The sequence below is a fragment of the Micromonospora sp. NPDC126480 genome, from assembly GCF_040302465.1.
Classification (GTDB): Bacteria; Actinomycetota; Actinomycetes; order Mycobacteriales; family Micromonosporaceae; genus Micromonospora.
In genome coordinates, this window is the sequence record NZ_JBEORU010000001.1 from 331,872 (window position 1) to 354,755 (window position 22,884).

Below are 22,884 nucleotides of genomic sequence, written 5' to 3' on the forward strand. Positions count from 1 at the left end.
CACGCGCCGCGGGGTCGGCGTGCATGTTCCGGACAGGTCGGGAAAGAACGCGGAATGACGACCCAGACCGCAGGGCTGACCGCGCGCCAGATCCGGCTGCTGATGCTCGGCCTGATGACCGGCATGCTGCTGGCCGCGCTGGACCAGACCATCGTGGGAACCGCGCTGCCGACAATCGTCGGCGAGCTGGGCGGGATCAACCACTACTCCTGGGTGGTGACCGCGTACCTGCTCGCCTCGACCGCGTCGACCCCGCTCTACGGCAAGATGGCCGACCTGTACGGACGCCGGCCGGTCTTCCTCTTCTCGATCGGGACGTTCCTGCTCGGCTCGCTGCTCGCCGGTCTGTCCCAGGACATGACCCAGCTGATCGTGACGCGGGGCGTGCAGGGCCTCGGCGCCGGCGGCCTGCTGACGCTGGCGTTCACCATCATCTCGGACGTGGTGTCACCCCGGGAGCGCGGCCGCTACCAGGGTCTCTTCGGGGCGGTGTTCGGAGTGTCGTCGGTGGCCGGCCCGCTGGTCGGCGGGTACTTCGCCGAGACCGACTGGCGCTGGATCTTCTACATCAACGTGCCGCTGGCGATCCTGGCCATCGTCGTGTGCTCCCGGGTGCTGCGGCTGGTCCCGTTCGAGCGCCGGCGGCACGCGATCGACTGGCTGGGCGCCACCCTGCTGGTGGCCGGGGTGAGCTGCCTGCTGCTCGCGTTGAGCTGGGGCGGCAACGAGTACGCCTGGGACTCGGGCGTGATCATCGGCCTCTTCGCCGCCGGGGCCGTGCTGGGGGTGCTGTTCGTCCTCCAGGAGGCCCGCGTCGCCGAGCCGATCCTGCCGCTGCGGCTGTTCCGCAGCCCGACCTTCGCCCTGGCCAACTCGGCCGGTTTCGTGCTCGGTCTGGTGATGTTCGGGTCGATCATCTTCATCCCGCTCTACCTGCAGATCGTCAAGGGCGCCTCACCGACCCGCAGCGGTCTGCTGATGCTTCCGATGATGGCCGGCGTCATCGTCACCTCGGTGCTCACCGGCCGGGCGATGAGCCGGATCGGCCGGTACAAGTGGTTCCCGGTCGCCGGTTCCGTGGTGCTGCTGGCCGGGATGCTGCTGTTCAGCCGGCTGGAGGTGCGGACGTCCCTCTGGGTGGCCTTCGGCTTCATGGTGGTGATCGGCGTCGGCCTCGGCCTGTGCATGCAGTCGCTGGTCCTCGCCGTGCAGAACGCCGTGTCGATGCGGGACCTGGGCGCCGGCACCTCCGCGGCGACGTTCTTCCGGTCGCTGGGCGGGTCGTTCGGGGTGGCGATCCTCGGCGCGGTGCTGTCCTCGCGGCTCACGTCCGAACTGGCCGGCCGGCTGCCCGGCGCGCTCGCCCAACTGCCGCCCGAGCAGCGGGCGGCCGTGGCGGCGAGCGGTGGCGCCGACGTGTCGGTAAACGACCCGGCGACGATCCTCGCCCTGCCCGGACCGGTGCGCGCGGCGGTGCAGGGATCGTTCGTGGCGGCGCTGGACCTGGTGTTCCTCACCGCCGGGCTGATCGCCGTCCTGGCGGTGCTGGTCACGCTGCTGCTGCCCGACGAGAAGCTGCGCGGCGGCCCGGAGGGTGCGGCCGGCGGCACCGACGGCCTCGGCGGCGAGGCCCCGGCGGCGGGCGGCAAGCCGCTGGCGAAGGAGTCGAAGGAGGAGGCCGCCGCCGACATGGAAGCCAGGTCGCAGACCCTGCTCTGAGCTACTTCAGGATCAGGCGGTTGGTCTGCTCGAAGACGTCCAGGTCGGCCAGGGTCTCCGGGACGCTGGCCGACAGCGGGCTCGGCAGATGGGTGCGGTGGAAGAAGCCGGCGTCGCTCGTCTCGTCGGTGACCCGGGCGAGCTCACCGTCCCACTCTTCCACCCGGAACGCGGTGGTGAAGATCTGGTAGGTGTGCCCGTACATGTTGGTGTGCGTCCGGTCCGGGCCGGTGTAGAGGGCGAAGGCGCTGACCCGCAACGCCCGCAGCCCGGTCTCCTCGCGGACCTCGCGTACCGCGCAGTCGGCGATCGACTCGCCCAGCTCCATGGCCCCGGCCGGCATGGCCCACTGGCCGTTGTCCGAGCGCTGGATCAGCAGGACGCGGCCGGCGTTGTCCCGGACCACCGCGCGGGCACCGACGAACATCAGCGTCCGGTCCCCGGCGAGCGCGCGCAGCTGCCCGACATACGAGTCTGCCCAGGAGATGCTCACGCGGACAATCTACGCACCTTCCCCGGGCCGGTCCGGAGTTCCGGGGTTCCCAGCTGTGACTGGCGACACTAGCTTGTTACCCATGCGTAGCACGATGATGGACGCCCCCCTCCAGGTCTCCCGGATCCTCGACCACGGCTCCACCGTGCACGGCACGGCCGAGGTGGTCACCTGGACCGGTGCCGAGCCCCGCCGGATCACGTACGCCGAGGTGGGCCGGATGGCCGCCCGGCTGGCGCACGCGCTGCGCGACGAGTGCGGCGTCACCGGTGACGAGCGCGTCGCCACCTTCCTGTGGAACAACACCGAACACCTGGTGGCGTACTTCGCCGTGCCCAGCATGGGCGCGGTGCTGCACACCTTGAACATCCGCCTCTTCCCCGACCAGGTCGCCTACATCGCCAACCACGCCGAGGACCGGGTGGTGCTTGTCGACTCGACGCTCATCCCGCTGCTGGCGAAGGTCATCGGCGACATGACGACCGTCCGGCACGTCGTGGTGGTCGGCGGCGGCGACCCCGCCCCGCTGGTCGCGGCAGCCGGCGACCGGATCTCCGTGCACCACTGGGACGCCCTGCTGGAGGGCCGGCCGGACACGTACGACTGGCCGGAGGTGGACGAGCGCGACGCCGCCGCCCTCTGCTACACCTCCGGAACCACCGGCAACCCCAAGGGCGTGGCCTACTCACACCGGTCGATCTACCTGCACTCGCTCCAGGTCTGCATGCCGGAATCGTTCGGCCTCGGCCCGCGTGACCGCGTGCTCGCCATCGTGCCGATGTTCCACGCGATGTCCTGGGGCCTGCCCTACGCGGCGTTCCTCTCCGGCGCGTCGCTTGTCATGCCGGACCGGTTCCTCCAGGCCGCGCCGATCGCCGAGATGATCACCGCCGAGAAGCCCACCCTGGCCGGCGCCGTCCCGACCATCTGGACCGACCTGCTCGCGTACCTGGACAGCCATGACGTCGACACCGCCGCCCTGACGGAGGTGATCGTCGGCGGCTCGGCGTGCCCACCGGCGCTGATGCACGCGTTCGAGGAACGCCACGGCATCCGGGTGATCCACGCCTGGGGCATGACCGAGACCTCGCCGCTCGGCTCGGTGGCCCGCCCGCCGGCCGGCGTCGACGACGCGGACGCCTGGCGGTACCGGTACACGCAGGGCCGGGTCCCGGCCGGCGTCGAGGCCCGGATCGTCGGCCCGCTGGCCGAGCCGCTGCCCGCCGACGGGACGTCCGTGGGCGAGCTGGAGGTACGCGGGCCGTGGGTGACCGGGCGGTACGTCGGCGACGAGACCCCGGACGAGGAGAAGTTCCGGGACGGCTGGCTGCGGACCGGCGACGTGGGCACGCTGTCGCCGGACGGGTTCATCACCCTCACCGACCGCGCGAAGGACGTCATCAAGTCCGGCGGGGAGTGGATCTCCTCGGTGGAGCTGGAGAACGCGCTGATGGCCCACCCGGACGTGGTCGAGGCCTGCGTGGTGGGCGTACCGGACCAGCGCTGGGGCGAGCGGCCGCTGGCCACGGTGGTGCTCCGCGAGGGCGCGACGACCGGCGCCGAGGAGCTACGGGACTTCCTCGCCGGCTCGGTGGCCCGCTGGCAGCTGCCCGAGCGGTGGGCCGTCATCGACGCCGTGCCGAAGACCAGCGTCGGCAAGTTCGACAAGAAGGTGGTCCGGTCCCGGTACGCGGAGGGCGGGCTGGAAGTCCGCCAGCTGACCGCGCCGTAACGTTTTCCGGCGCGCCGTCGCCTGTTGGGCAGGGACACGCTTTGCTGAGGCATCCCTCCCCAGGGACGGCCCCGGCGTTCGCACCGCGCCGGGGCCGCCCGTTCCATGCGGGGCGACCCGCACCGTCATTCTTGCGAAAGTTGTTCGCCTCTGTCCCGCTGATGGGAAAAAAGTCCAGGTCAGCCCGGTTCAGCCCGCGTCCGTGGTGCCGATGAGCACCTTGCCGACGGCACCGTTCTCCACCGCCTGGTGCGCCGCCGCGGTCGCCTCCAGCGAGTAGTGGTGCAGCGGCAGGCCCGCCTCCTCGCCGACCCGCACGCCGCCCTGCGCGACCGCCGCCGCCACGTCCCGCACCGCCTGCGCCTTCGCCGCCTTCGGCTCCGTGTAGACCAACACGAACTGCCAGCGCGCGTTCGGCACCATGAGCGGCCGGATCGGCAGGGTCACCTCGGCGCCGCCGTCATCGGCGTACACGCAGACCGCGCCGCCCGCCCGGAGCAACTGGACGTCGGTGGCGGCGTTGCGCGCCGCGGAGACCTCGACGATCGTGTGGACCCCGTCGGGCGCGATCTTGCGGACCTCCTCGACCACGTCCTGCTCGCGGTAGTTGACCACGAAGCTGGCCCCGGCCGCTGCCGCGAGCTGCGCCTTCTCCGCGCTGCTCACCGTCGCGACCACGCAGGCGTCGGCCCAGCGGGCGAGCTGGATCGCCGCGTTGCCGACCGCCCCCGCCCCGCCCTGCACCAGCACGGTGTGGTCGCTGAGCGCCCCCGCGTGCAGCTTCTCCGGCATGTACTCACCGGCGGTCAGGCACCGGTGCGCGGTCAGGAACGGAATCCCCAGGCAGGCGCCCAGGTCGAAGGAGGCGCTACCGAGGGGTACCGCCTGGCGGACCGGGATCACCGTGTACTCCGCGGCGGTCCCCCAGGGCCGCTGCCAGGCCGCCTCCCAGAGCCAGACCCGCGAACCGATCAGCTGCTGGTCGACGCCCTCGCCGACCGCCTCCACCACGCCCGCGCCGTCCTGGCCGGGCGTCTGCCAGCCGGCCGGCAGCGGCCACTGCCGGCGTGCCTTCCAGTCCGTCGGGTTCACCCCGGAGACCGCCACCCGGACCAGCACCTCACCGGGACCCGGCTCCGGCACCGGCCGGTCGACCACTTGCAGCACCGAGGGGTCGCCGGTGCGCTCGTACACGATCGCCTTCATCGCCGTCTCCTCACCTGTGCCGCACGGTGCGCCGCCGGTTGCCGTACCCGGCGCGCCCCCGCTCATGCCGCACCCGGGCGCGGCGGGTCGTCGTCACCGCTCGCAGCGGAAACCCGCCCGCGCACACCGATCCCGGCGGCCCTGGAAACCGTACAACGGGGTAGTCGGTGGGAGGGATGGGGCCATGCGACACAGGCTGCTGGAGAAGGACGCGGAACCGCCTTGCAGTACCGGGTGGCCGGCGCAACCCGAGGCCGGCCCGGACGGCGCGCCGCCGCCCGGGTGGGACGTGGGGCGCGAAACCCGCCGGTTCCTGCCCCGGTCCAGCCGGAGCCGGTCGATCTGACCGCACCGCCGGCTCCCGACCGTCGCTACGCTGACCGGATGACGGCCACAGTGCCCGAGCGGCTGCGCTGGGCGGTGGACCGGCTCGATGTCCGCGCCGGCCACCGCGTACTGGAGATCGGCTGCGGACGGGGCGTCGCCCTGGCGCTGCTCGGAGAGGTCCCGGAGGTCGCCCGCGTGGTCGCGGTGGACCGGTCCGCGTCCGCCCTGCGGGCCGCCGGCCAGCGAAACGCCGATCTCGTCGCCGCCGGCCGGGCGGTCCTCCGCGAGGGTGAACTCGCCACCGTGGACCTGGTCGGGGAACGCTTCGACCGCGTCCTCGCCGTCAACGTGAACCTCTTCTGGACCGGCCCGGCCACCATCGAGTTGGACCGGCTCGCCGCGTCGCTCGCCCCCGGCGGACGGCTGCACCTCGTCTACCAGCCACCGGACGCCGCCCGCGCGGCCGACCTCGCCGTACGTCTCACCGACCGCTTGACGGCCGCCGGCTGGACCGTCCACGACCTCACCCGGCTCGACGGGCCGCCTCCGCTGCTCGGCGTGGTCGCCCACCCGGCCTGAGCAGTCAGGTCAGCGCCGCGACGGTCTCCGGCGTCAGCTCACCGATCGCGCCGAGCACCACCGCGGCCAGCCGCTCGGCGTCCGGGTCCAGCGGATAAGACCCGTGCGGCACCGCCACCACCGCCATCGCCGCCGCGGCCGCGGAGCGTACGCCGTTCGACGAGTCCTCGATCGCGGCGCAGCGGGCCGGGTCGACGCCGAGCCGGGCGGCCACGGCCAGGTAGACGTCCGGGGCGGGCTTGCCGTGCGTCGTCTGCTCGGTCGACAGGGTCGCACCGAACACGTCGGTGAGACCGGTCGCGGCCAGCGCCGCCTCGATCAGCCGAGCCGGCGACGAGCTGGCCAGCCCCAGCGGCCACCGCCCGGCCAGCCGGCGCACCACGTGGTCGGCCCCGTCGATCAGGGGTACGCGCTGCGCGTACCGCCGGGTCATCTCCTCCACCACCTCGGTGGCGACCTGCTCGGCCGTCCGGTCGACGCCCAGCTCCCCGCTCAGGTAGCGGGACCACTCGCCGGTGCTCATGCCCATCAGCCGGCGCTGCGTGTCGGCCTGCCAGGTGCCGCCGTGCGCCGCCACGTACGCCCGCCGCACCTCCTCCCAGACCGGCTCGGAGTCCACGATCACGCCGTCCAGGTCGAAGATCACCGCGTCCACCACGCACCCATCCTGCCGGATCCGCGGCAGCCGCGCGGGTCGGCTTCAGGTCAGGAACGGTGCCCACTCCCGCACGGAGGCGACCCGCACCCCCGGCGTCGTGAAGTACGGGTCGCCGGCCAGCACGGCGTCCACCGTCGCCCGGTCCGGCGCGTCGAGGACGATCACCGCCCCGGAGTCGCCGGCGAGCGGGCCGGCCATCCGGACGACGCCCCGCTCGCGCAGGGCGGTGAGGTTCCGTCGGTGCGCGGGACGGGCGGCGAGCCGTTCCGGTGCGTCGGTGAAGGTCAGTTCCACGATCCACATGCAGAAGACCGTACGGTCGGCGCCCGGGCGAGGCTGTATCACTTGTTACATGACCGGGCTCGCCGACATCCCTGCTCTGCGCGGGCTCGCGCCAGCGGTGCTGGAGCAACTCGACCGGGCCTGCCCGACCGTCCGCCATCGGTCCGGGGCGGTGCTGCGGCCGGTCGGCGCGCCCGCCCGCTTCGCCGTCCTGCTCGTCGCCGGCGCGGTGGTGGCCCGGCACACCGGCCCGTCCGGCGCTGAGCTCTGGTCGGCGCGGTGGGAGGCGCCGGCCATCGTCGACAAGCCGACGCTGCTCTCCGGCGGCCCCGCGACCGCCGATCTCGTCACCCCGCGCGGCTGCACGGTCCGGCTGCTGCCCCGTGACACCTTCCTGGCGCTGCTCGACCAGCACGAGCCGGTGCGGCAGCACGTGCTCGGGCACCTCGCCCGGGACGTGCTCGTCAACCGGGAGCGACTGGCGGCCACGACGACCCGGCCCGCTGTCGCCCGCGTCGCCGCGACGCTGCTCGACACCGCCAACCGCGCCGGCGACCCGACCTGGCGCGGCTCCCAGGAGGAGTTGGCGCGTGCCGCCGGGTTGACCCGTGTCACCGTCAACCGCGCGCTCCATCGGCTCAGCAGGGCCGGTGTGGTCCGGGTGAGTGCCCGGTGTGTCACCGTCGTCGACGCAGAAAACCTGGCCCGCTACGCGTCCGGAACCTGCTGATCAACCCTGTAGCGCGGGCAGGCCGATCGGACTGCCCGGCGGGATGACCGTGTGACCGGCCCGCGCGATGGGATCGAGCAGCTCGCGGACCCGCGCCGTGCGATCGGGCCCGAGGGCCCGCCACGGTCGGGCGGCGGCCGCGTCGGTGGCGTCCTCCACGGCCCGGAACCCGGCCCGACCCCGTTCGGTCGCCTCGCCGTCGGACGTGAGCCAGCCCCGCTCGGCCAGCCGGCCGCGCGCCGCCGTCCACTGCTCCTCCGACCAGCCCCGGCCGAGCAGGTTCGCCGGCGACATGTCCACGGCGACCCGCCAGGCCAGCGTCTCCACCGGGTCGAGGTCGGCAGCCACCAGCGCCGCGACGTGCCCGTCGCCCCGGTGCTCGCGCAGGGTGGTGGCGGCCTGCCAGAGCCGGGCGAGCGGGTAGTCGCCGCGGGGCAGCGCCGCGTTCGCCGCACCCAGGACCCGGCCGGCCACCTCGACCTCGTCCGCCGCGGCCTCCAGCAGGTCGGCGGCCTCCACCAGGTGCGCCTCCGGCAGCTCGTACGTCAGCTCGGCGAGCGCCTGCACGGCGCCGGTGAGCCGGGCCCGCAGCGCCTCCTGCGGGGTGGCCAGCTTCCAGACCGCCGGCAGGGCGCGCTGCACCATGTGCGGGGCGAAGTTGAAGAAGGCGGCCACCACCGGCGCCGCCTCGGTGGCGCCGAGCGGGGCGGCCCGGCCGGCGAAGTAACCCCGCCAGTAGCCGCGCAGCCCCACCGCCTCGTACGCGGCGCGGGCGCGCGGATGGAAGTACGTCACCGCGTGGACCGGCTCGAAGTGCGTCCACATCAACCGGGCGATCCGCCCCGGGTCGTCCGTCACGTGCACCTCCGCGTCCGCTCCGGTCACCCCGGACGGCGGGCCGCCGGGGTGACGCTGAACCTACTGCCGGGGGTGACGGGTCGGAAGCCCTCTGTGGGCAACCGCACCGCTCCGGGGACGGTCCGGCCGTCGGCGCACGTCGCGGCGCCCGCCGTCACTGGGCGCCGAGCACGTCCACGACGAAGCGCAGCGGGCCGGTCGGCCGACCGCTGGACGCGTCGGTGCCGTACGCCAGCTCGGCGGGGATGTCCAGCTGGACCCGGCTGCCGACGGTCACACCGACCAGGCCCTGGTCCCAGCCCGGGATGACCTGCCCGACGCCGATCGCGAAGCTCGCCGGCTCGCCACGCGACCAGGAGGAGTCGAACTCCTTGCCGTCGGCGTAGAAGACGCCCACGTAGTTGGTGGTGATCGTCTGACCCTGCTTGACCTCGGGGCCGGTGCCCTTGATCAGCGGGGTGACGACGAGCTTCGTCAGCTCGCCCTTGCCCGCCTCCACGGCCGGCTTGGTGTTCAACGCCGGGTCGGCCCCCTCCGGCAGCGGGGCGCCCGCACCACCGGCGGCGGGAGCGGAGGCACTCGCCGACGGGCTGCCGGCGGTCTGCTCCGCGGCGTCGTCCCGACCGCGGTCGACCAGCACGAACACGGTGATCAGGATCGCGACCACGGCGATACCGGCGAGACCGCCGGCCCAGGCCTGGCGACGCCGCTTGGCCTCGGCCGCCTTCTGCGCGGCGAGCTGCGCGGCCAGCCGCCGCTCCGACTTCTGTGCCCGGTTCTGCGTACGGTCGCTCACCGCGTCGACTCCCTGCTCGAAAGTGGTGGCCGGCACCGGGTGCCGGGGGGATGGCCGACGCACACGGTACCCGCCCGGAGGCCCACCGTGCCTCCTCCACCGTCGCCGCATCCGGCGCAGCCGTCACGCCGTCCCCGGCACCACCGTGAAGTCGGTCACCAGGTACCGGGCCAGCGACTGCCGGAGGTGGTGCTTCGGTCGGGCCCCGACGACGGACGCGACCACCGCACCGTCGCGGAACACCAGCAGCGTGGGCAGCGACAACACGGCGTACGTGCGGGTGACCTCCGGATTCTCGTCGGTGTCGACGGTGGTGAACAGCATCCGCCCCGCGAACTCGTCGGCCAGCTCGGTGAGGCTCCGGGAGATCGCCCGGCAGGGCGGGCACCAGTCGGCCCAGAAGTCGACCACGACGGGCCGGTCGGCGGCGAGCACCGTGGCGGCGAAGGTGTCGTCGGTGACGGCGGTCAGCGCGCCGTGCATCGTCTCGTGCATGCTTCCTCCCGGTGGGCGATGGCGTCGGCGAGCTGGTCCCGCAACTCCTGCCGGACCGCCTGGAGCCGGTCGATGCCGGCGTCGAGCTCGGCCAGTTTCCGCCGTAGCACGGCCACCGAGTCCGGGCAGACGTGCCCGGAGGCGTTGCCGGCGCGCAGGCAGGCGACGAAGGGGCGGATGTCCGCCAGGGCGAAGCCGGCGCCGAGCAGCGTCCGGATCTCGCGTACGACGTGCAGCTCCGACTCGTCGTAGATCCGGTAGCCGTTCGCCGAGCGGGCCGCCCGGACCAGGCCGTGCGTCTCGTAGTAGCGCAGGGTCCGGGTGCTGGTACCGGCGCGTTCCGCCAGCTCACCGATGCGCATCCGACCTCCCTCGTCCGACGCGCCTCACGCTAGACCTTGCCGCCGACGTCAAGGCAAGCGTGCTGGCGGCGGTTTCAGGTGTTAACAGGGGGCCCGTGCTCTACCGGAGGCGTTAAGAAGGGGCCCTTCCTTACACCTCAGGCGGTTTTGCGGGCGGCCTTCTTCGGGGCGGCCTTCTTCTTGGCCGGCTCGGCCTTCTTCTCCGCGGTCTTCTTCGCGGCGGCCTTCTTGGGCGCGGCCTTCTTCTCCGCGGTCTTCTTGGCCGGGGCCTTCTTCGCCGGGGCCTTCTTCTCGGCGGCCTTCTTCTGCGCCGAGCGCGCCGCCGAGATCGGGGTCGGCTCCCCGGCTCCCCGGCCGGCCGGCGCCTCGCCGCGAGCGGCCTTCGCCCGCTCCACGGACGCCTTCAGCGCCGCCATCAGGTCCACCGCCGCCGCCGGGGCCTCCTCGACCTCCTCCGGCTGGACGACCTCGCGGCCCTCCACCTTCGCGTCGATGACCTCCTGCAGCGCGGCCCGGTAGTCGTCGGTGAAGGCATCCGGCTGGAAGTCGCCGGCCATCGAGTCGATCAGTGAACTGGCCATCGCCAGCTCGGGCGGCCGGACCTTCAGGTCCTCGTCGAGGAAGCCGAAGTCCGGCTTCCGGATCTCGTCCGGCCACAGCATCGTGTTGAGCAGCAGCACGCCCTGGTGGACCCGCAGCGTGGCGAGCTGCTCCCGCTGCCGGATCGCCACCTTGACGATCGCCACCCGCTCGGAGTCGACGAGCGCGTCGCGCAGCAGCACGTACGGCTTGGTGGCGGTGCCCTCCGGTTCCAGGAAGTACGACTTGGCGTAGAGGATCGGGTCGACCTGCTCGGCGGGGACGAACTCCAGCACGTCGATCGCCCGCGAGGTGCTCAACGGCAGGTCGGCGAAGTCCTCGTCGGTGAGGATGACCATCTCGCCGCCGCCGATGTCGTACCCCTTGGCGATGTCGTCGTAGCTGACCTCCTCGCCGCAGACCTGGCAGGTGCGCTTGTAGCGGATCCGCCCGCCGTCCTCCTTGTGCACCTGGTGGAACCGGATGTCCTTCTCCTCGGTCGCCGAGTACAGCTTCACGCCGATCGAGACAAGCCCGAACGACACGGCTCCCTTCCAGATGGCGCGCATGCTGCACTCCCTTCCCCGGTAGCGACCATGCTCCCATCCGATCGAACGAGGCGCGAGGCGTTCCGCGTGCCACTACAGTCGGGTCGTGCCCGGCGCGCCGATCAAGCCGATGCTCGCGATGACCGGGCAGCTCCCGGCGGGTGACGGCTGGGCGTACGAGTTCAAGTGGGACGGGGTGCGGGCCCTCGCCGACATCGCCGGTGGCCGGCAGCACCTGTACGCGCGCTCCGGCGTCGAGATCACCGTCGCGTACCCCGAACTCGCCACGCTGCCTCAGCAGGTGGACGACGCGCTGCTCGACGGCGAGGTGGTGCTGCTCGGCGAGACCGGGCAGCCCTCGTTCACCGCCCTCGCCGAGCGGATGCACGTCCGGGACCGGACCAAGGCCGCCCGGCTGGCGGCCGTCATGCCCGTCACGTACATGATCTTCGACGTGCTGCGGCTCGACGGCACCGACCTGACCGGCCGTCCCTGGCAGGAGCGGCGCGCCGCCCTGGACGGGCTCGGCCTCGGCGGCGCGCGGTGGGCGGTGTCCCCGGTCTTCCCGGACGGTCTGGCCACCTACCAGGCGGCGGGTGAGCACGGGCTGGAAGGCGTGATGGCGAAGCGGGTCGGCTCGGCCTACCGGCCGGGCGTGCGCTCGCCGGACTGGGTGAAGGTCAAGCTGGAGGTGACCGGCGACTTCGTGGTGGGCGGCTGGCGGCCGGGGGCGCGGAAGATCGGCGGGCTGCTGGTCGGGGTGCCCCGGCCCGACGGCCGGCTCACCTACCGCGGCCGGGTCGGTGGCGGCATCGGCGCGGCCCTGGAACGGGAACTGCTGCGCGAGTTGGAGCCACTGCGGACGACCGGCTCGCCGTTCGCCGCGGACGTGCCGCGCGAGGATGCCCGGGGCGCGATCTGGGTAACACCCCGGGTCGTGGTGGAGGTGAAGTACGGCCAGCGCACCCCGGACGGGCGGCTACGCTTCCCCCGCGTGCTGCGGCTGCGGCCGGACAAGCCCGCCGAGGAGGTCGACGATGCCGGGTGACCGGTTCCGGGTCGAGGTCGAGGGCCGCACGCTGGAGCTGTCCAACCTGGACAAGGTGCTCTACCCGGCGGCCGCGTTCACCAAGGGCGAGGTGATCGACTACTACACCCGGATCGCCCCGGTGCTCCTGCCGCACCTGGCGGACCGGGCGCTGACCCGGATCCGGTTCCCCAACGGCGTCGACGGCGGCTCGTTCTTCGAGAAGAACGCCCCGGCCGCCACACCCGCGTGGGTCCGCACCGAGACGCTGCCCGCGCCGGGCTCGACGAAGGGCCGGGACAACATCGACTACGTGGTCGCCGACGACCTGCCGACCCTGGTGTGGCTGGCGAACCTCGCCGCGCTGGAGCTGCACACGCCGCAGTGGAAGATCGGCGAGCACCCCGACATGATGGTCGTCGACCTGGACCCGGGCGCGCCCGCGGCGCTGAAGCAGTGCTGCGAGGTGGCGCTGCTCATGCGGGACCGGCTCGCCGACGACGGCATCGACTCGTACCCCAAGACGTCCGGCAAGAAGGGTATGCAGCTCTGCTGCCCGATCGCCGGCACGCAGTCCTCCGACGACGTGTCGGGGTACGCCAAGCGGATCGCGCAGGAACTGGAGAAGGCGCACCCGAAGTTGATCGTGTCGAAGATGGCGAAGAACCTCCGGCCGGGGAAGGTCTTCATCGACTGGAGCCAGAACAACGCCGCCAAGACGACGGTGGCGCCGTACTCGCTGCGGGCGCAGTCGGTCCCGGCGGTGTCCACGCCGCTGACCTGGGACGAGGTGGCGGCGGGCGCGGCCGGCAAGCGGCCGGCGACGAAGCCGTACACCGCCCAGGAGGTGCTCAACCGGGTAGCGAAGCAGGGCGACCTGCTGGCCCCCCTCCTGAACGGCGGCCCCGACCTCCCGCTGTAAGGAAGGGCCCCCTGTTAACGCCTGCGGTAGAGGAAGGGCCCCTTCTTAACACCGGTCACACAGGCGCGGCGGCGTCAGGCGTACGGCCACGTGGTGTACGAGACGCGCGCGTTCAGGTTGGCCGGTACGCCCAGCCAGGCGTAACAGTTGACCCGGACGACCGTGTCCGCCCCCGAGCGCCCCCAGCCCGACAGGACGCAGTGCCCCCGGCTCGGCTGGCTGTCGAAGTGCGGCAGGTGCGCGTTGACGAAGGCGGTGCCGTACGTGGCACCGGTGCCCTGGAACGTCATCTCGTAGCGGCCGGTGCCGAGCAGCGTCCCCCGGGCACCGCCGTACGTGCCCAGCGTCGAGTTGTACGAGTCGCCGAAGATCCTGCCGTCGCGTACGTCCTCGCCGTAGAGGGTGCCGCTGGCGAAGCGCGGGCCGGCCGAGTGGCCGAGCAGGTCGATCCGGACGCCGTAGGTGACCGCGAACCGGGCGTCGACCGGGGTTCCGGCCGCGTTGGCGCAGCGCACCTGCCAGGAGTCCGGCCAGGAGATCTGGCAGTTGACCGCGCTGGTGCCGAGCGCGGTCACGTGGGTCATCGGGAAGTACGGATGCCCGTACTCGCTGTCCGGGTGCGGATCGACGTAGAACTTGTAGTGGCCGGTCCCGCGGCGCTCGTACCGGATCTCGCCGCCGGTGGAGTCGTACCGGTAGGTGGCCGGCAGGGTCCGCACGCCGGTCGGCGCGGCCTGGTCGGTGACGAACCACGCCAGCCGGCCCTGATGGATCTGCCGCCGGTTGGTGAAGGTCGCCACGAACCGGCTGTCCACCGGCGCACCGGTCGCCGCGAAGCAGCGCACCTGGATCAGCAGGTCGTCGCCGCCGAACAGGGTCCGGTACCAGCCCGCGACCGTGCAGTGCACCGGCCCGCCCCCGTAGGCGACCACGTGCGCGACGCCGCCGCTGGTCGCGGCGCCCTCCAGCTCCACGGTGTACGCCCCGGTGCCGGTGCGCCGGACGACCACGTCCCCATCGGTGGAGTTGGCGGTCCAACCGTTGGTGACCACGTACTCCGTGGTGGTCGGCCGGTCCGCCCAGACCGTGGCCGTGACGACCGGGTCGATCGCGGGGATCGGGTCCGCTCCGGCCGGCGTGGGCACGGCGAACGCCGCCCCGATCAGCAGCGCGCTGATCCCCGCCGCCATCCAGCTCGTACGTCGCATGAGCCCTCCCGCCCCTGCCGGCTACCTGGCCCCCGCGCCACGAGTCTGGCAACCGCCGTCAAACGCCAATTCCCGCTCACCCCGATGGCGCGCACATCCCGGCCTCCGGAACCCCCCGGGCCACCGAACCGGAGCACGGCCTGACGTTGTCCCGCACCGCACGGCCCCGCACCGGCCCCGCCCCGGCCCCGGCACCGGCCGGCACCGATCTTGGACAGTTTCCGTTCGCGCCGAACGGAAACTGTCCAAGATCGGCGACGAGCAGTCGGCGGGGCGGGGTGCGGGCGGGGTGCGGGCGGGGGCGGGGGGTGTCTGCGTAGGGTGGGCGGAGCGCGGCTGTTGGCCGGACCTGGCGGCAGCGCCGAGGCGTGGAGGAGTCCGATGGTCACCATCGACACCGTCGTACCGGCGGCGACGCAGGTCAGCCCGGTCACCGGAGCGGAGCGCCCGCTGCTCACCTGGCTCGACGGCGCGACCGGCGAACGGGTCGACCTGACCGCGACGCAGCTCGGCGAGTGGGCAGCCCGGTCGGCCGGTCTCCTGCGCGACGGTTGCGGGCTCGCCCCCGGCAGCCGGGTCGCGGTGCTGTTGCCGCCGCACTGGCGTACCGCTGCGGTGTTGCTGGGCGCCTGGGCGGTCGGGCTGGCGGTGTCGTTCCGGCCGCGCGCCACCGCCGGGCTGCCGGTGCTCGAGCCGGGGGCCGAGCGGCCGTACGACGCGGTGTTCGTCACTCCGGAGCGCCTGGACGACTGGCTGGAGGACGTGCCGGACGGGCTGCACCGCTACCTGGTCGGTGCGGCGGGCCCGCTGGCCGACGTGCCTGTCGGCTGGCTGGACTGGTCCGTCGAGGTGCTCCGGCACACCGACGACGCACCGGACCACGCGGCGATCCGCGCGACCGACCCGGCCAGCCCCGACGGGACCAGCTTCGGGGAGTGGGGCGCGCTCGCGACGGAGGTTGCCGGCCAGCTCGACCTGCGCGCCGGGGACCGGCTGCTGGTCGACGTCGCCGAGCACGAGCAGCCGGTCAAGTGGCTGCTGGCGCCGCTGTCGGCCGGCGCGTCGGTGGTGCTGGCCGCCAACCTCGATCCGGCCCGCCGGGACGCGCTGATCGCCGCCGAACAGGTCACCCGCGTCGTCTGACACCCGGCGGCGCGCCCGCCGGCACCCGCGTGCGGAAGCCTCGATGCCGCCGGCATGGAGTGCGATCCGTCCCGCCGAGGGTCTGTTGCCGAACGGCAACGACGTGGTCTTATACCGGAACGACGACGTCATTGATCCGCACTTTGACAACCCCGCGTCGGTTACCGCACTCCTTTCATAGCTCTCGAAAGGTGCAACGATGCACAGAAGACCGACGTTCAAACTGGCTGTCCTCACGACCACCGCTGCGACGTTCCTGGCGGCCGGCGCTGCCTCCGGCGCGGTGGCGTCGGCGGCGCCGGTGACCGCCTCCCCGGGCGTCGAGGCGTGTGAGCCGGATGACCACGGGCACAGCACGGCGCGGGTGAAGGAAGGCGCCACGGCCAAGGAGCCGGAGCTGTACTCGAAGAACGAGGCGAACGCCTACGGCGTCATCAAGGACTCGCCGCGTCTGGCCAACGGCAGCGTCACCGTGCCCACGGTGTTCCACCTGATCTCCGACCACCCGCTCACCGCGGCGGAGACCGCCCGGTGGAACACCCTGATCGCGGACCAGATGGAGGTGCTCAACGACTCCTTCTCCGGTGCGACCGCGCCGGACGCCGCCGACACCCCGTTCCGGTTCGACCTGGTGGACACGAACTTCGTGGTGAACAGCGACTGGTACACCGTCGTCCCGGGCAAGAACGAGCGGGACATGAAGAAGGCGCTGTACACCGGCGACTCCGAGACGCTCAACGTGTACGCGGCCAACATCGGCGGCGGCCTGCTCGGCTGGGCGTACTTCCCGAAGGGCTACAACAACGGCCGCGACTACATCGACGGCGTGGTGATCCTCGACGAGTCGATGCCGGGCGGCACCGCCGGCAAGTACGCGCTGGGTGACACGCTGACCCACGAGGTCGGCCACTGGCTGATGCTGGAGCACACCTTCGCGCACGGCTGCTCCGCCTCCGGCGACTTCGTCGCGGACACGCCGCGCGAGGCGCACCCGCAGTTCAACTGCCCGGTCGGTGCGGACACCTGCGACGCGCCCGGGCTGGACCCGATCCACAACTTCATGGACTACACGCAGGACTCCTGCATGAACATGTTCACCCCGGGCCAGGCGGACCGGATGAGCGACGCCTGGGTGGCCTTCCGGGCCGGCGGGCGCGGCTAACCACGCCGTCGGAGGGGTTGACGGGTCGCGGCACGGCGACCCGTCAACCCCTTCGCCGTTCCAGGCCGGTCACGCTCCGGGAGCAGGGCGCGGTGTGGTCGACCGGCAGGGCACACCGCGCGCCGCCGGGCAGCAGCCGGTCGCAGAAGACCCAGTGGCGTACGTCCTGCTGGTCCTCGGCCGACACGGTCACCCCGCCCGGCTCGACCCGCGCGCTGAGCCGGGCCAGCACCCGGGCGGCGGTCCGGGCGAAGATCCGGGCCCGAACCAGGTCCGGTGCGGTGACCGGCAGGTGGATCACCCAACGCGCGCTCATCGGTAGCGGTGGCTCGCCGACTGGACGCTCTGCCACGCGCGCAGCGCGTTCTTGATCCGTACGTTCTCCTCCTGCACCGCGACCAGGGCCGTCTGCGCGACGGTGAGTTCGTCGGCCACCTGGTGCAGGAAGGCGCGGATCTCGACCGGGTCGAGGCCCCGCCGGCGGACGTTGAAGCACCGGTCCCGGATCTGCCAGGGCCGTAGCGGATGCCGGGCCTGCGGCGGGGCCGGTTCGGCAGGGTTCGTCTGATGCCGGCGCATGAGCCGGCGGAGCAGGTTGTGCACGCTGACCACCCTTCGTCGGATCGGGTGACGGTGGAGGGGCGGTCTCCGCCGGTTGCGGTCGGCGGAGACCGCCCGTGCCCGGCCACCGCAGCCTTGATCGGCGGTACGACGGCAGGGCCGCGCCGGGGGAGCGCGGAGGTGAGGTCTCGGCGGCGATGCGAGACCGGTACGAGAGGCGCCAACCGACCGCAGCGGAACCGCATCACCGAGAGCGACGCTACCGATACCTCTCACCTCTGTCAACGCTCTCTTACCTATCGAATCTGGCTGGGCGTGCCTGCCGCACCTCCTTCAGTTATTGCCGCTCTTTCACCTGGTGCTCGATACTGGGAGGGCCAACCGACTGCAAGGGGCCTTCACGTGCCGATTCCGCCGACCATGGACGAGTTGATCAAGGATCTGCTGCGTCGGATCGAGGTGGGCGAGTTCCAGCCCGGATCACAGATTCCGTCCACACAGGAGCTGTCCGACCACTACAACGTGTCGGTGTCGACCATTCACCGGGCGGTAGCGAAGCTGCGAGGGCAGGGGATGCTTGTCGGCCGCCCGGGCCGCGGCGTTTTCGTCGCCGAGTCGAGGAAGCGCTGACTCCGCAGGCGGAACCGGGCGGGAACGGATCACCGCCGGACCCCGATCTGCTGGACTTCGCGGTCGGGCTGGCCGACCACGGCGCGCTTCCGCGCTGCTCGGCACCGGCCACCACCACGACGTCCTGCTCGCCTGTTCCTGACTGCGTGATACGGAACGTGAGCACCGCCGGAACGGGCCGATGCTAACGGGCTGTTAAATCCCTTCGCCCGGTTCAACGAAAGGCCGGGAGATCCGTCGAGGGCCCCGTCGTCTCGATGTACGAGGTCACCGGCCTTGCGCGGGTCAATCAGAAACAAGGTGACCAATAGAAGCAACTCTCGGGGCAGTGTTACGCGGAAAGACAGGGACTGCGGCGCTGGCCTAGTGTCCTCCTCGGCAGCAATCAATGCTGCTGCATCACGGGGGATGCATTCTTCAGCGCATTGAACATCGACGTCGTGGTGACGCGCATGGCACTGCCGTGCGTTGTCCCCGCAGGCGGTTTCAATGTGTGCTCACCTCCCCTGTCGGTGCGAAAGTCACACGGGAGGAGAAGCAGTGAGCTGGAAAAAGGCAACGGGGATCCTGGTGGCGACGATGGTCGCCTCGGTCTTCGGCTTCGCCGGCACGGCAGCGGCCGCCACGGACATCAGCGCGCCGGCCGCAGCCGACGCGGTGGTGGGCGTTGGCAGCGCGGACCTACTGCCGCGGTGGCGGTGGAAGACCCGGACGCCTTCGCGGCGACGGTGGACGCGGTCGAGCGTTACCTCGCCGCCGACCGCGCGGGCAACCTCCGCCTGGCCGTGCCGGCTCAGATCGCCGGCGACCTCGACGCTCAGGCGCTCGCCGCTCTGCAGCACAGCGTTGCGGTCTACAACGACCTCAACCGGGACGGCGGCCCGGCAGAGGTCACGGACGCGGAGACGTTCGGCATCCCCAGCGCGATCCTTGCGTTCGTCAAGAGCAACTGGAAGAAGATCGTCGACATCGCCAAGAAGTCGGGGAAGTGGGCCTGGTACAAGTCGGTGCAGTGTTCCGCGGGCGCGGCGAACGCGCTCTACCGGAACTACGGCAACGACGTCGCGGCGATGGCGGCAAATGCCAAGGTCGCGGTGGCTATCGCCGGTGCCGGCTGTGTCGCTAACCTGTAAGCCTGCCTGAATCGCATGCAGCCGAGGGGGCGCCCAACCTGCGGGCGCCCCCTCGGTGGCGACGCGGAACCGGTGCCCTGCCGACAGAAACCCGGCCGGACGGCCCTGTTGCTCAGTTGAGGTTGCCAGAGGATGTTCAATATCCAGTCGCCGATTCGCCGTTCGCTGCTCCGCACGGTCACGCTACTTCTCATTGTGGGAATCATCTCGGTCGCAGCTTCCTCCCTCGGCTATGGCGACACCGGGTTCGCTCTTTTCGGGGCGTCCGTTCTCGTGATGGCAGTGGCTGCGGACTGGATCAGCGCCATCCGCGAACTCCGGAGATCCCCACGAGAGACCGTCGAGCGTCAGCCGGATGGCAGGTCGTCCTAGTCCATGCGTACCGGCGAGGGATTGACCTACGAGCGTCTCGCGAGGACCGGCTTCCATCGATGGTGGCTGCCGCCCGTCGCTGTTCTGGCCGCGGCGTTCGCCGCCGCCGTCGTGGTGTGTGGACTGATCGGAGCTGCGTTCCTGGCGACGCGCGTCCTCGGACTGCAGAGTGCCGACAGTGACGTGATCGGTACCCCCCTGTTCGAGAACCTGCTGGGGCTGGTCGTCCTGGCTTCGTTCATTCCGGTCACCCTCGGTGTGGCGCGGGTGGTGCAACGGCGTCCGGCGGGGACCCTGCACTCCGTGGCCGGTCGTCTTCGATGGCGGTGGTTCGCGGTGTGCGGGTGCCTGGCCGTCGTCGTGGCGGTCCTGGCCATCGGGGCCCTGACGCTGGTCTACGACGACAGGGCCGAGCTACGACTGGAAATCGACCCCTGGCAGTTCCTCGGGCTCGCGGTGCTGCTCGTCGTCCTGGTTCCGCTGCAGGCCGCCGGTGAGGAGTACGTCACCCGTGGGTTCCTCCTGCAAACCCTCGGGGCGTACCACCGGTGGGTCGGCATCCTCGGTTCGGCCCTGGCGTTCACGCTGCTGCACGGCCTCGGCACCTGGTCCGGGTTCGTGGCCCTGTTCGTCGGCGCCATCATCTGGGCGCTGCTGGTCATCCGGACCGGGGGGCTCGAGGTGTCCATCGCCGCCCACGCGGCGACCAACCTTCTCGCCTTCGTCGTCACCGCTGCGGCAGGTGGCCTGGACGTCGTCGACGACACCACCGCCGCGCACGCGCCCCTCGGTGCCACGCTGATCCTGCTGGGCGGTGACCTCACCTACCTGGCCTGCGTCCTCACCGCCCTGCGCCTGGTCGCGCGGCACCGGCCGCAATGGATGCCAGCGAATCGCACGGCGCTGCAGGTGGTGGCAGATGAACCGCAGCTTGCCCCGCAGCCAACGGCCACCGGAGACGCGGACTCCGGCGATGCCCGGATGAGCCGCGACGGCGCCCCGCCGATCGCCGAAGAGGGCGTCAGCCTCGACCAGTAGGGAGCTCAGCGGTGCCTGGGCCGCGGGCGGCACCACGCCTCGCTATCCTGCTGCGATGCAAGCCACCGTGGACAGTCCAATGCTCGGCAGCCGGTTGGTGTCGGCGCTGGTGTGGACGCAGCTGCTTGTCGTCCTGGCGTACGGCTACGGTGTAGTCGCGTACCTGCTCACCGACGCGCCCTACTTCCCCGAGCAGGCTCCGCCCGGGTGGTCGTGGCCCGCCGTCGTGGCGGTGGGCGTCGGCTTCTTCCCCGCCCTGCTGTGCCTGCTCGCTGCCGTGCCGGCGCTGATGTCGGCCCAGATTCGGTCCGCGCGGCGGCAGTGGCGTGCGCTCGCGGCGGTCAGCGCCGCGAGCGTTCTGATGCTGCTGGTCATGGCGACGCCGCCCGGATGGGCGCTGTTCGACTGGTACGTCAGCTAGCCGCGAGCATGGTCGGGAGGCGCTGACCACCGACTCACTGACGACATCAGCTCCACAGGCAACCAGAGGAGACCTGTCCGGCGCGGCCCAGCGGCGCTGATCAGTCGAGCGAGGGCAGCGTCGGGCCGAGGACGTCGTCGGCGTCGACGATCGTGTACGCGTACCCCTGCTCGGCCAGGAACCGCTGCCGGTGCGCCGCGTACTCCGTGTCGATCGTGTCCCGGGACACCACCGTGTAGAAGTGCGCCTGCCGGCCGTCCGACTTCGGCCGCAGCACCCGCCCCAGCCGCTGCGCCTCCTCCTGCCGCGACCCGAACGTCCCCGACACCTGGATCGCCACCGCCGCCTCCGGCAGGTCGATCGAGAAGTTGCCGACCTTGGAAATCACCAGCGTCCGGAGCGAGCCGGACCGGAACGCGTCGAACAACCGCTCGCGCTCCTTGTTCGTCGTGGACCCCTGCACGATCGGGGCGTCCAGGTACTCGCCGAGCTGGTGCAACTGGTCGATGTACGCGCCGATCACCAGCGTCTGCTCGCCCGCGTGCCGGTCCACCAGGGCGCGCACCACCGGCAGCTTCGTGCGGGCGGTCGCCGCCATCCGGTAGCGCTCCTCGGCCTCCGCCGTGGCGTACGACATCCGCTCCGCGTCGGTGAGCGTCACCCGTACCTCGGTGCACTCGGCCGGGGCGATCCAGCCCTGCGCCTCGATGTCCTTCCACGGCGCGTCGTACCGCTTGGGCCCGATCAGGCTGAACACGTCGCCCTCCCGGCCGTCCTCGCGTACCAGAGTTGCCGTGAGGCCGAGCCGCCGACGGGCCTGGAGGTCCGCGGTGAACCGGAAGATCGGCGCGGGCAGCAGGTGCACCTCGTCGTAGATGACCAGGCCCCAGTCGCGGGCGCCGAACAGGTCCAGATGCGTGAACACGCCCTTCTTGCGGGACGTGAGCACCTGGTACGTGGCGATGGTGACCGGCCGGATCTCCTTGCGCTCGCCCGAGTACTCGCCGATCTCCTCCTCGGTCAGCGACGTGCGCGCCACCAGCTCCCGCTTCCACTGCCGCCCGGCCACCGTGTTGGTGACCAGGATCAGCGTGGTCGCCTTCGCCTCCGCCATCGCGGCCGCCCCGACGAGGGTCTTGCCAGCGCCGCAGGGCAGCACCACCACGCCCGAGCCGCCGGCCCAGAACGAATCCACGGCCTCCCGCTGGTACGACCGCAGCGTCCACGGCTTGCGGCCGTCCTTGCCGGCCTCGGCCAGCTCGATCGGGTGCGCCTCGCCGTCGACGTACCCGGCCAGGTCCTCCGCCGGCCAGCCCAACTTCAGCAGCGCCTGCTTGAGCCGCCCCCGCTCGGACGGGTGCACCGCGATCGTGTCGTCGTCGATCTTCGCGCCGAGCATCCCGGCGAGCTTCTTGCTCTTGGCGACCTCGACCAGCACCACCCGGTCCAGCGCCCGCAACACGAGGCCGTGCACCGGGTCGTTGGCGAGCTGCAGCCGCCCGTACCGGTCCATCGTCTCGGCCACGTCGACAAGCAGCGCGTGCGGCACCGGGTAGCGGCTGAACTTGATCAACGCGTCCACCACGCCCTCGGCGTCGTGGCCGGCTGCCCGGGCGTTCCACAGGCCCAGCGGGGTCAGCCGGTACGTGTGCACGTGCTCCGGCGAACGCTCCAGCTCCGCGAAGGGAGCGATGGCCATCCGGCAGGCCTGCGCGTCGGGGTGGTCGATCTCCAGCAGCAGGGTCTTGTCCGACTGCACGATCAGGGGTCCACCGCTCACGAAAGCGCCTCTCCTCCGCTCGGGACGCCGGCCGCCGCCTGCGGGCTGACCTGCCCCGGGCCGACCATCCAGTGTTGCACGCCAACGGCCGACGGCAGGAAAACGCGTACCTGTGCAACCTTG

25 protein-coding genes are annotated in these 22,884 nt (G+C 71.9%); 12 read left to right on the forward strand and 13 right to left on the reverse strand.

The window, feature by feature from the left end:
• Positions 1-54: 54 nt before the first annotated feature.
• Positions 55-1,719, forward strand: a complete 1,665-nt coding sequence (locus ABTW87_RS01590) for an MDR family MFS transporter (protein WP_350647464.1) — start codon at positions 55-57, stop codon at positions 1,717-1,719.
• 1 nt (position 1,720) lies between these two features.
• Here the strand turns inward: ABTW87_RS01590 and ABTW87_RS01595 are convergent, their stop codons facing one another.
• Positions 1,721-2,212 (reverse strand): NUDIX domain-containing protein, encoded by a 492-nt coding sequence (locus ABTW87_RS01595; protein WP_130321375.1) that lies wholly within the window; start codon positions 2,210-2,212, stop codon positions 1,721-1,723.
• Between the two features lie 82 nt (positions 2,213-2,294).
• Here ABTW87_RS01595 and ABTW87_RS01600 point away from each other — a divergent pair, with 82 nt between their 5' ends.
• Positions 2,295-3,944 carry a fatty acid--CoA ligase gene (locus ABTW87_RS01600; RefSeq protein ID WP_350647466.1) on the forward strand — a complete coding sequence of 550 codons (1,650 nt, stop codon included), beginning with the start codon at positions 2,295-2,297 and terminating at the stop codon, positions 3,942-3,944.
• Between the two features lie 189 nt (positions 3,945-4,133).
• On the opposite strand, the gene ABTW87_RS01605 is transcribed toward ABTW87_RS01600, so the two are convergent.
• Positions 4,134-5,150 (reverse strand): NADPH:quinone reductase, encoded by a 1,017-nt coding sequence (locus ABTW87_RS01605; RefSeq protein ID WP_350647468.1) that lies wholly within the window; start codon positions 5,148-5,150, stop codon positions 4,134-4,136.
• Positions 5,151-5,534: 384 nt separating this feature from the next.
• Between ABTW87_RS01605 and ABTW87_RS01610 the strand changes: the two genes are divergently transcribed.
• The gene (locus tag ABTW87_RS01610) at positions 5,535-6,056 is read left to right on the forward strand and encodes an SAM-dependent methyltransferase (protein WP_350647470.1); all 522 of its coding nucleotides are present in this window, start codon (positions 5,535-5,537) and stop codon (positions 6,054-6,056) included.
• A 4-nt stretch (positions 6,057-6,060) separates the two neighbouring features.
• Here the strand turns inward: ABTW87_RS01610 and ABTW87_RS01615 are convergent, their stop codons facing one another.
• Together ABTW87_RS01615 and ABTW87_RS01620 are read right to left on the reverse strand one after the other, a co-directional pair.
• Entirely contained in the window at positions 6,061-6,714 is a 654-nt protein-coding gene (locus tag ABTW87_RS01615; protein ID WP_350647472.1) for an HAD family hydrolase, read from the reverse strand.
• A 42-nt stretch (positions 6,715-6,756) separates the two neighbouring features.
• Positions 6,757-7,017 (reverse strand): YciI family protein, encoded by a 261-nt coding sequence (locus ABTW87_RS01620; RefSeq protein WP_350647474.1) that lies wholly within the window; start codon positions 7,015-7,017, stop codon positions 6,757-6,759.
• A gap of 49 nt (positions 7,018-7,066) precedes the next feature.
• Between ABTW87_RS01620 and ABTW87_RS01625 the strand changes: the two genes are divergently transcribed.
• The gene (locus tag ABTW87_RS01625) at positions 7,067-7,726 is read left to right on the forward strand and encodes a Crp/Fnr family transcriptional regulator (protein ID WP_350647476.1); all 660 of its coding nucleotides are present in this window, start codon (positions 7,067-7,069) and stop codon (positions 7,724-7,726) included.
• Here ABTW87_RS01625 and ABTW87_RS01630 read toward each other — a convergent pair whose 3' ends face one another.
• From ABTW87_RS01630 to ku, 5 genes are all read right to left on the reverse strand, one after another.
• Positions 7,727-8,584 (reverse strand): SCO6745 family protein, encoded by an 858-nt coding sequence (locus ABTW87_RS01630; protein ID WP_350647478.1) that lies wholly within the window; start codon positions 8,582-8,584, stop codon positions 7,727-7,729.
• Between the two features lie 154 nt (positions 8,585-8,738).
• The gene (locus tag ABTW87_RS01635) at positions 8,739-9,416 is read right to left on the reverse strand and encodes an FKBP-type peptidyl-prolyl cis-trans isomerase (RefSeq protein WP_350647480.1); all 678 of its coding nucleotides are present in this window, start codon (positions 9,414-9,416) and stop codon (positions 8,739-8,741) included.
• An 87-nt stretch (positions 9,417-9,503) separates the two neighbouring features.
• Positions 9,504-9,875: a thioredoxin gene (gene trxA, locus ABTW87_RS01640; protein WP_350647482.1), complete on the reverse strand. Its 372-nt coding sequence runs from the start codon at positions 9,873-9,875 to the stop codon at positions 9,504-9,506.
• Positions 9,848-10,237 carry a MerR family transcriptional regulator gene (locus ABTW87_RS01645; RefSeq protein WP_350647484.1) on the reverse strand — a complete coding sequence of 130 codons (390 nt, stop codon included), beginning with the start codon at positions 10,235-10,237 and terminating at the stop codon, positions 9,848-9,850. Before ABTW87_RS01645 ends, trxA begins: the two co-directional genes overlap by 28 nt.
• Before the next feature lie 137 nt (positions 10,238-10,374).
• Complete coding sequence (gene ku / locus ABTW87_RS01650; RefSeq protein WP_350647485.1) at positions 10,375-11,385, reverse strand: non-homologous end joining protein Ku; 1,011 nt, start codon at positions 11,383-11,385, stop codon at positions 10,375-10,377.
• A gap of 85 nt (positions 11,386-11,470) precedes the next feature.
• On the opposite strand from ku, the gene ligD (ABTW87_RS01655) reads away from it, so the two are divergent.
• The gene (gene ligD, locus ABTW87_RS01655) at positions 11,471-12,412 is read left to right on the forward strand and encodes a non-homologous end-joining DNA ligase (protein WP_350647487.1); all 942 of its coding nucleotides are present in this window, start codon (positions 11,471-11,473) and stop codon (positions 12,410-12,412) included.
• The gene (gene ligD / locus ABTW87_RS01660; protein WP_350647489.1) at positions 12,402-13,313 is read left to right on the forward strand and encodes a non-homologous end-joining DNA ligase; all 912 of its coding nucleotides are present in this window, start codon (positions 12,402-12,404) and stop codon (positions 13,311-13,313) included. Before ligD (ABTW87_RS01655) ends, ligD (ABTW87_RS01660) begins: the two co-directional genes overlap by 11 nt.
• A gap of 74 nt (positions 13,314-13,387) precedes the next feature.
• On the opposite strand, the gene ABTW87_RS01665 is transcribed toward ligD (ABTW87_RS01660), so the two are convergent.
• Positions 13,388-14,521, reverse strand: coding sequence for a hypothetical protein (locus ABTW87_RS01665; protein WP_350647491.1), 1,134 nt, complete (start codon positions 14,519-14,521; stop codon positions 13,388-13,390).
• A gap of 381 nt (positions 14,522-14,902) precedes the next feature.
• On the opposite strand from ABTW87_RS01665, the gene ABTW87_RS01670 reads away from it, so the two are divergent.
• Positions 14,903-15,664 carry a TIGR03089 family protein gene (locus tag ABTW87_RS01670; RefSeq protein ID WP_350647492.1) on the forward strand — a complete coding sequence of 254 codons (762 nt, stop codon included), beginning with the start codon at positions 14,903-14,905 and terminating at the stop codon, positions 15,662-15,664.
• A gap of 199 nt (positions 15,665-15,863) precedes the next feature.
• A complete protein-coding gene (locus ABTW87_RS01675) occupies positions 15,864-16,826 on the forward strand; it encodes a zinc metalloprotease (protein ID WP_350647494.1) in 963 nt (320 codons plus the stop codon).
• A 43-nt stretch (positions 16,827-16,869) separates the two neighbouring features.
• Here the strand turns inward: ABTW87_RS01675 and ABTW87_RS01680 are convergent, their stop codons facing one another.
• Positions 16,870-17,142: a hypothetical protein gene (locus tag ABTW87_RS01680; RefSeq protein WP_350647496.1), complete on the reverse strand. Its 273-nt coding sequence runs from the start codon at positions 17,140-17,142 to the stop codon at positions 16,870-16,872.
• Positions 17,139-17,438: a DivIVA domain-containing protein gene (locus ABTW87_RS01685; protein WP_502891510.1), complete on the reverse strand. Its 300-nt coding sequence runs from the start codon at positions 17,436-17,438 to the stop codon at positions 17,139-17,141. The genes ABTW87_RS01680 and ABTW87_RS01685 overlap by 4 nt, the downstream gene beginning before the upstream one ends.
• Before the next feature lie 351 nt (positions 17,439-17,789).
• Between ABTW87_RS01685 and ABTW87_RS01690 the strand changes: the two genes are divergently transcribed.
• From ABTW87_RS01690 to ABTW87_RS01705, 4 genes are all read left to right on the forward strand, one after another.
• The gene (locus tag ABTW87_RS01690; protein WP_350647498.1) at positions 17,790-18,017 is read left to right on the forward strand and encodes a winged helix-turn-helix domain-containing protein; all 228 of its coding nucleotides are present in this window, start codon (positions 17,790-17,792) and stop codon (positions 18,015-18,017) included.
• 425 nt (positions 18,018-18,442) lie between these two features.
• Positions 18,443-19,150, forward strand: coding sequence for a hypothetical protein (locus ABTW87_RS01695; RefSeq protein WP_350647500.1), 708 nt, complete (start codon positions 18,443-18,445; stop codon positions 19,148-19,150).
• Between the two features lie 375 nt (positions 19,151-19,525).
• Entirely contained in the window at positions 19,526-20,560 is a 1,035-nt protein-coding gene (locus ABTW87_RS01700) for a CPBP family intramembrane glutamic endopeptidase (protein ID WP_350647502.1), read from the forward strand.
• A 55-nt stretch (positions 20,561-20,615) separates the two neighbouring features.
• Positions 20,616-20,981, forward strand: coding sequence for a hypothetical protein (locus ABTW87_RS01705; protein ID WP_350647503.1), 366 nt, complete (start codon positions 20,616-20,618; stop codon positions 20,979-20,981).
• A 100-nt stretch (positions 20,982-21,081) separates the two neighbouring features.
• Here ABTW87_RS01705 and ABTW87_RS01710 read toward each other — a convergent pair whose 3' ends face one another.
• Positions 21,082-22,761, reverse strand: coding sequence for a DNA repair helicase XPB (locus ABTW87_RS01710; RefSeq protein ID WP_350647505.1), 1,680 nt, complete (start codon positions 22,759-22,761; stop codon positions 21,082-21,084).
• Between the last annotated feature and the right edge of the window lie 123 nt (positions 22,762-22,884).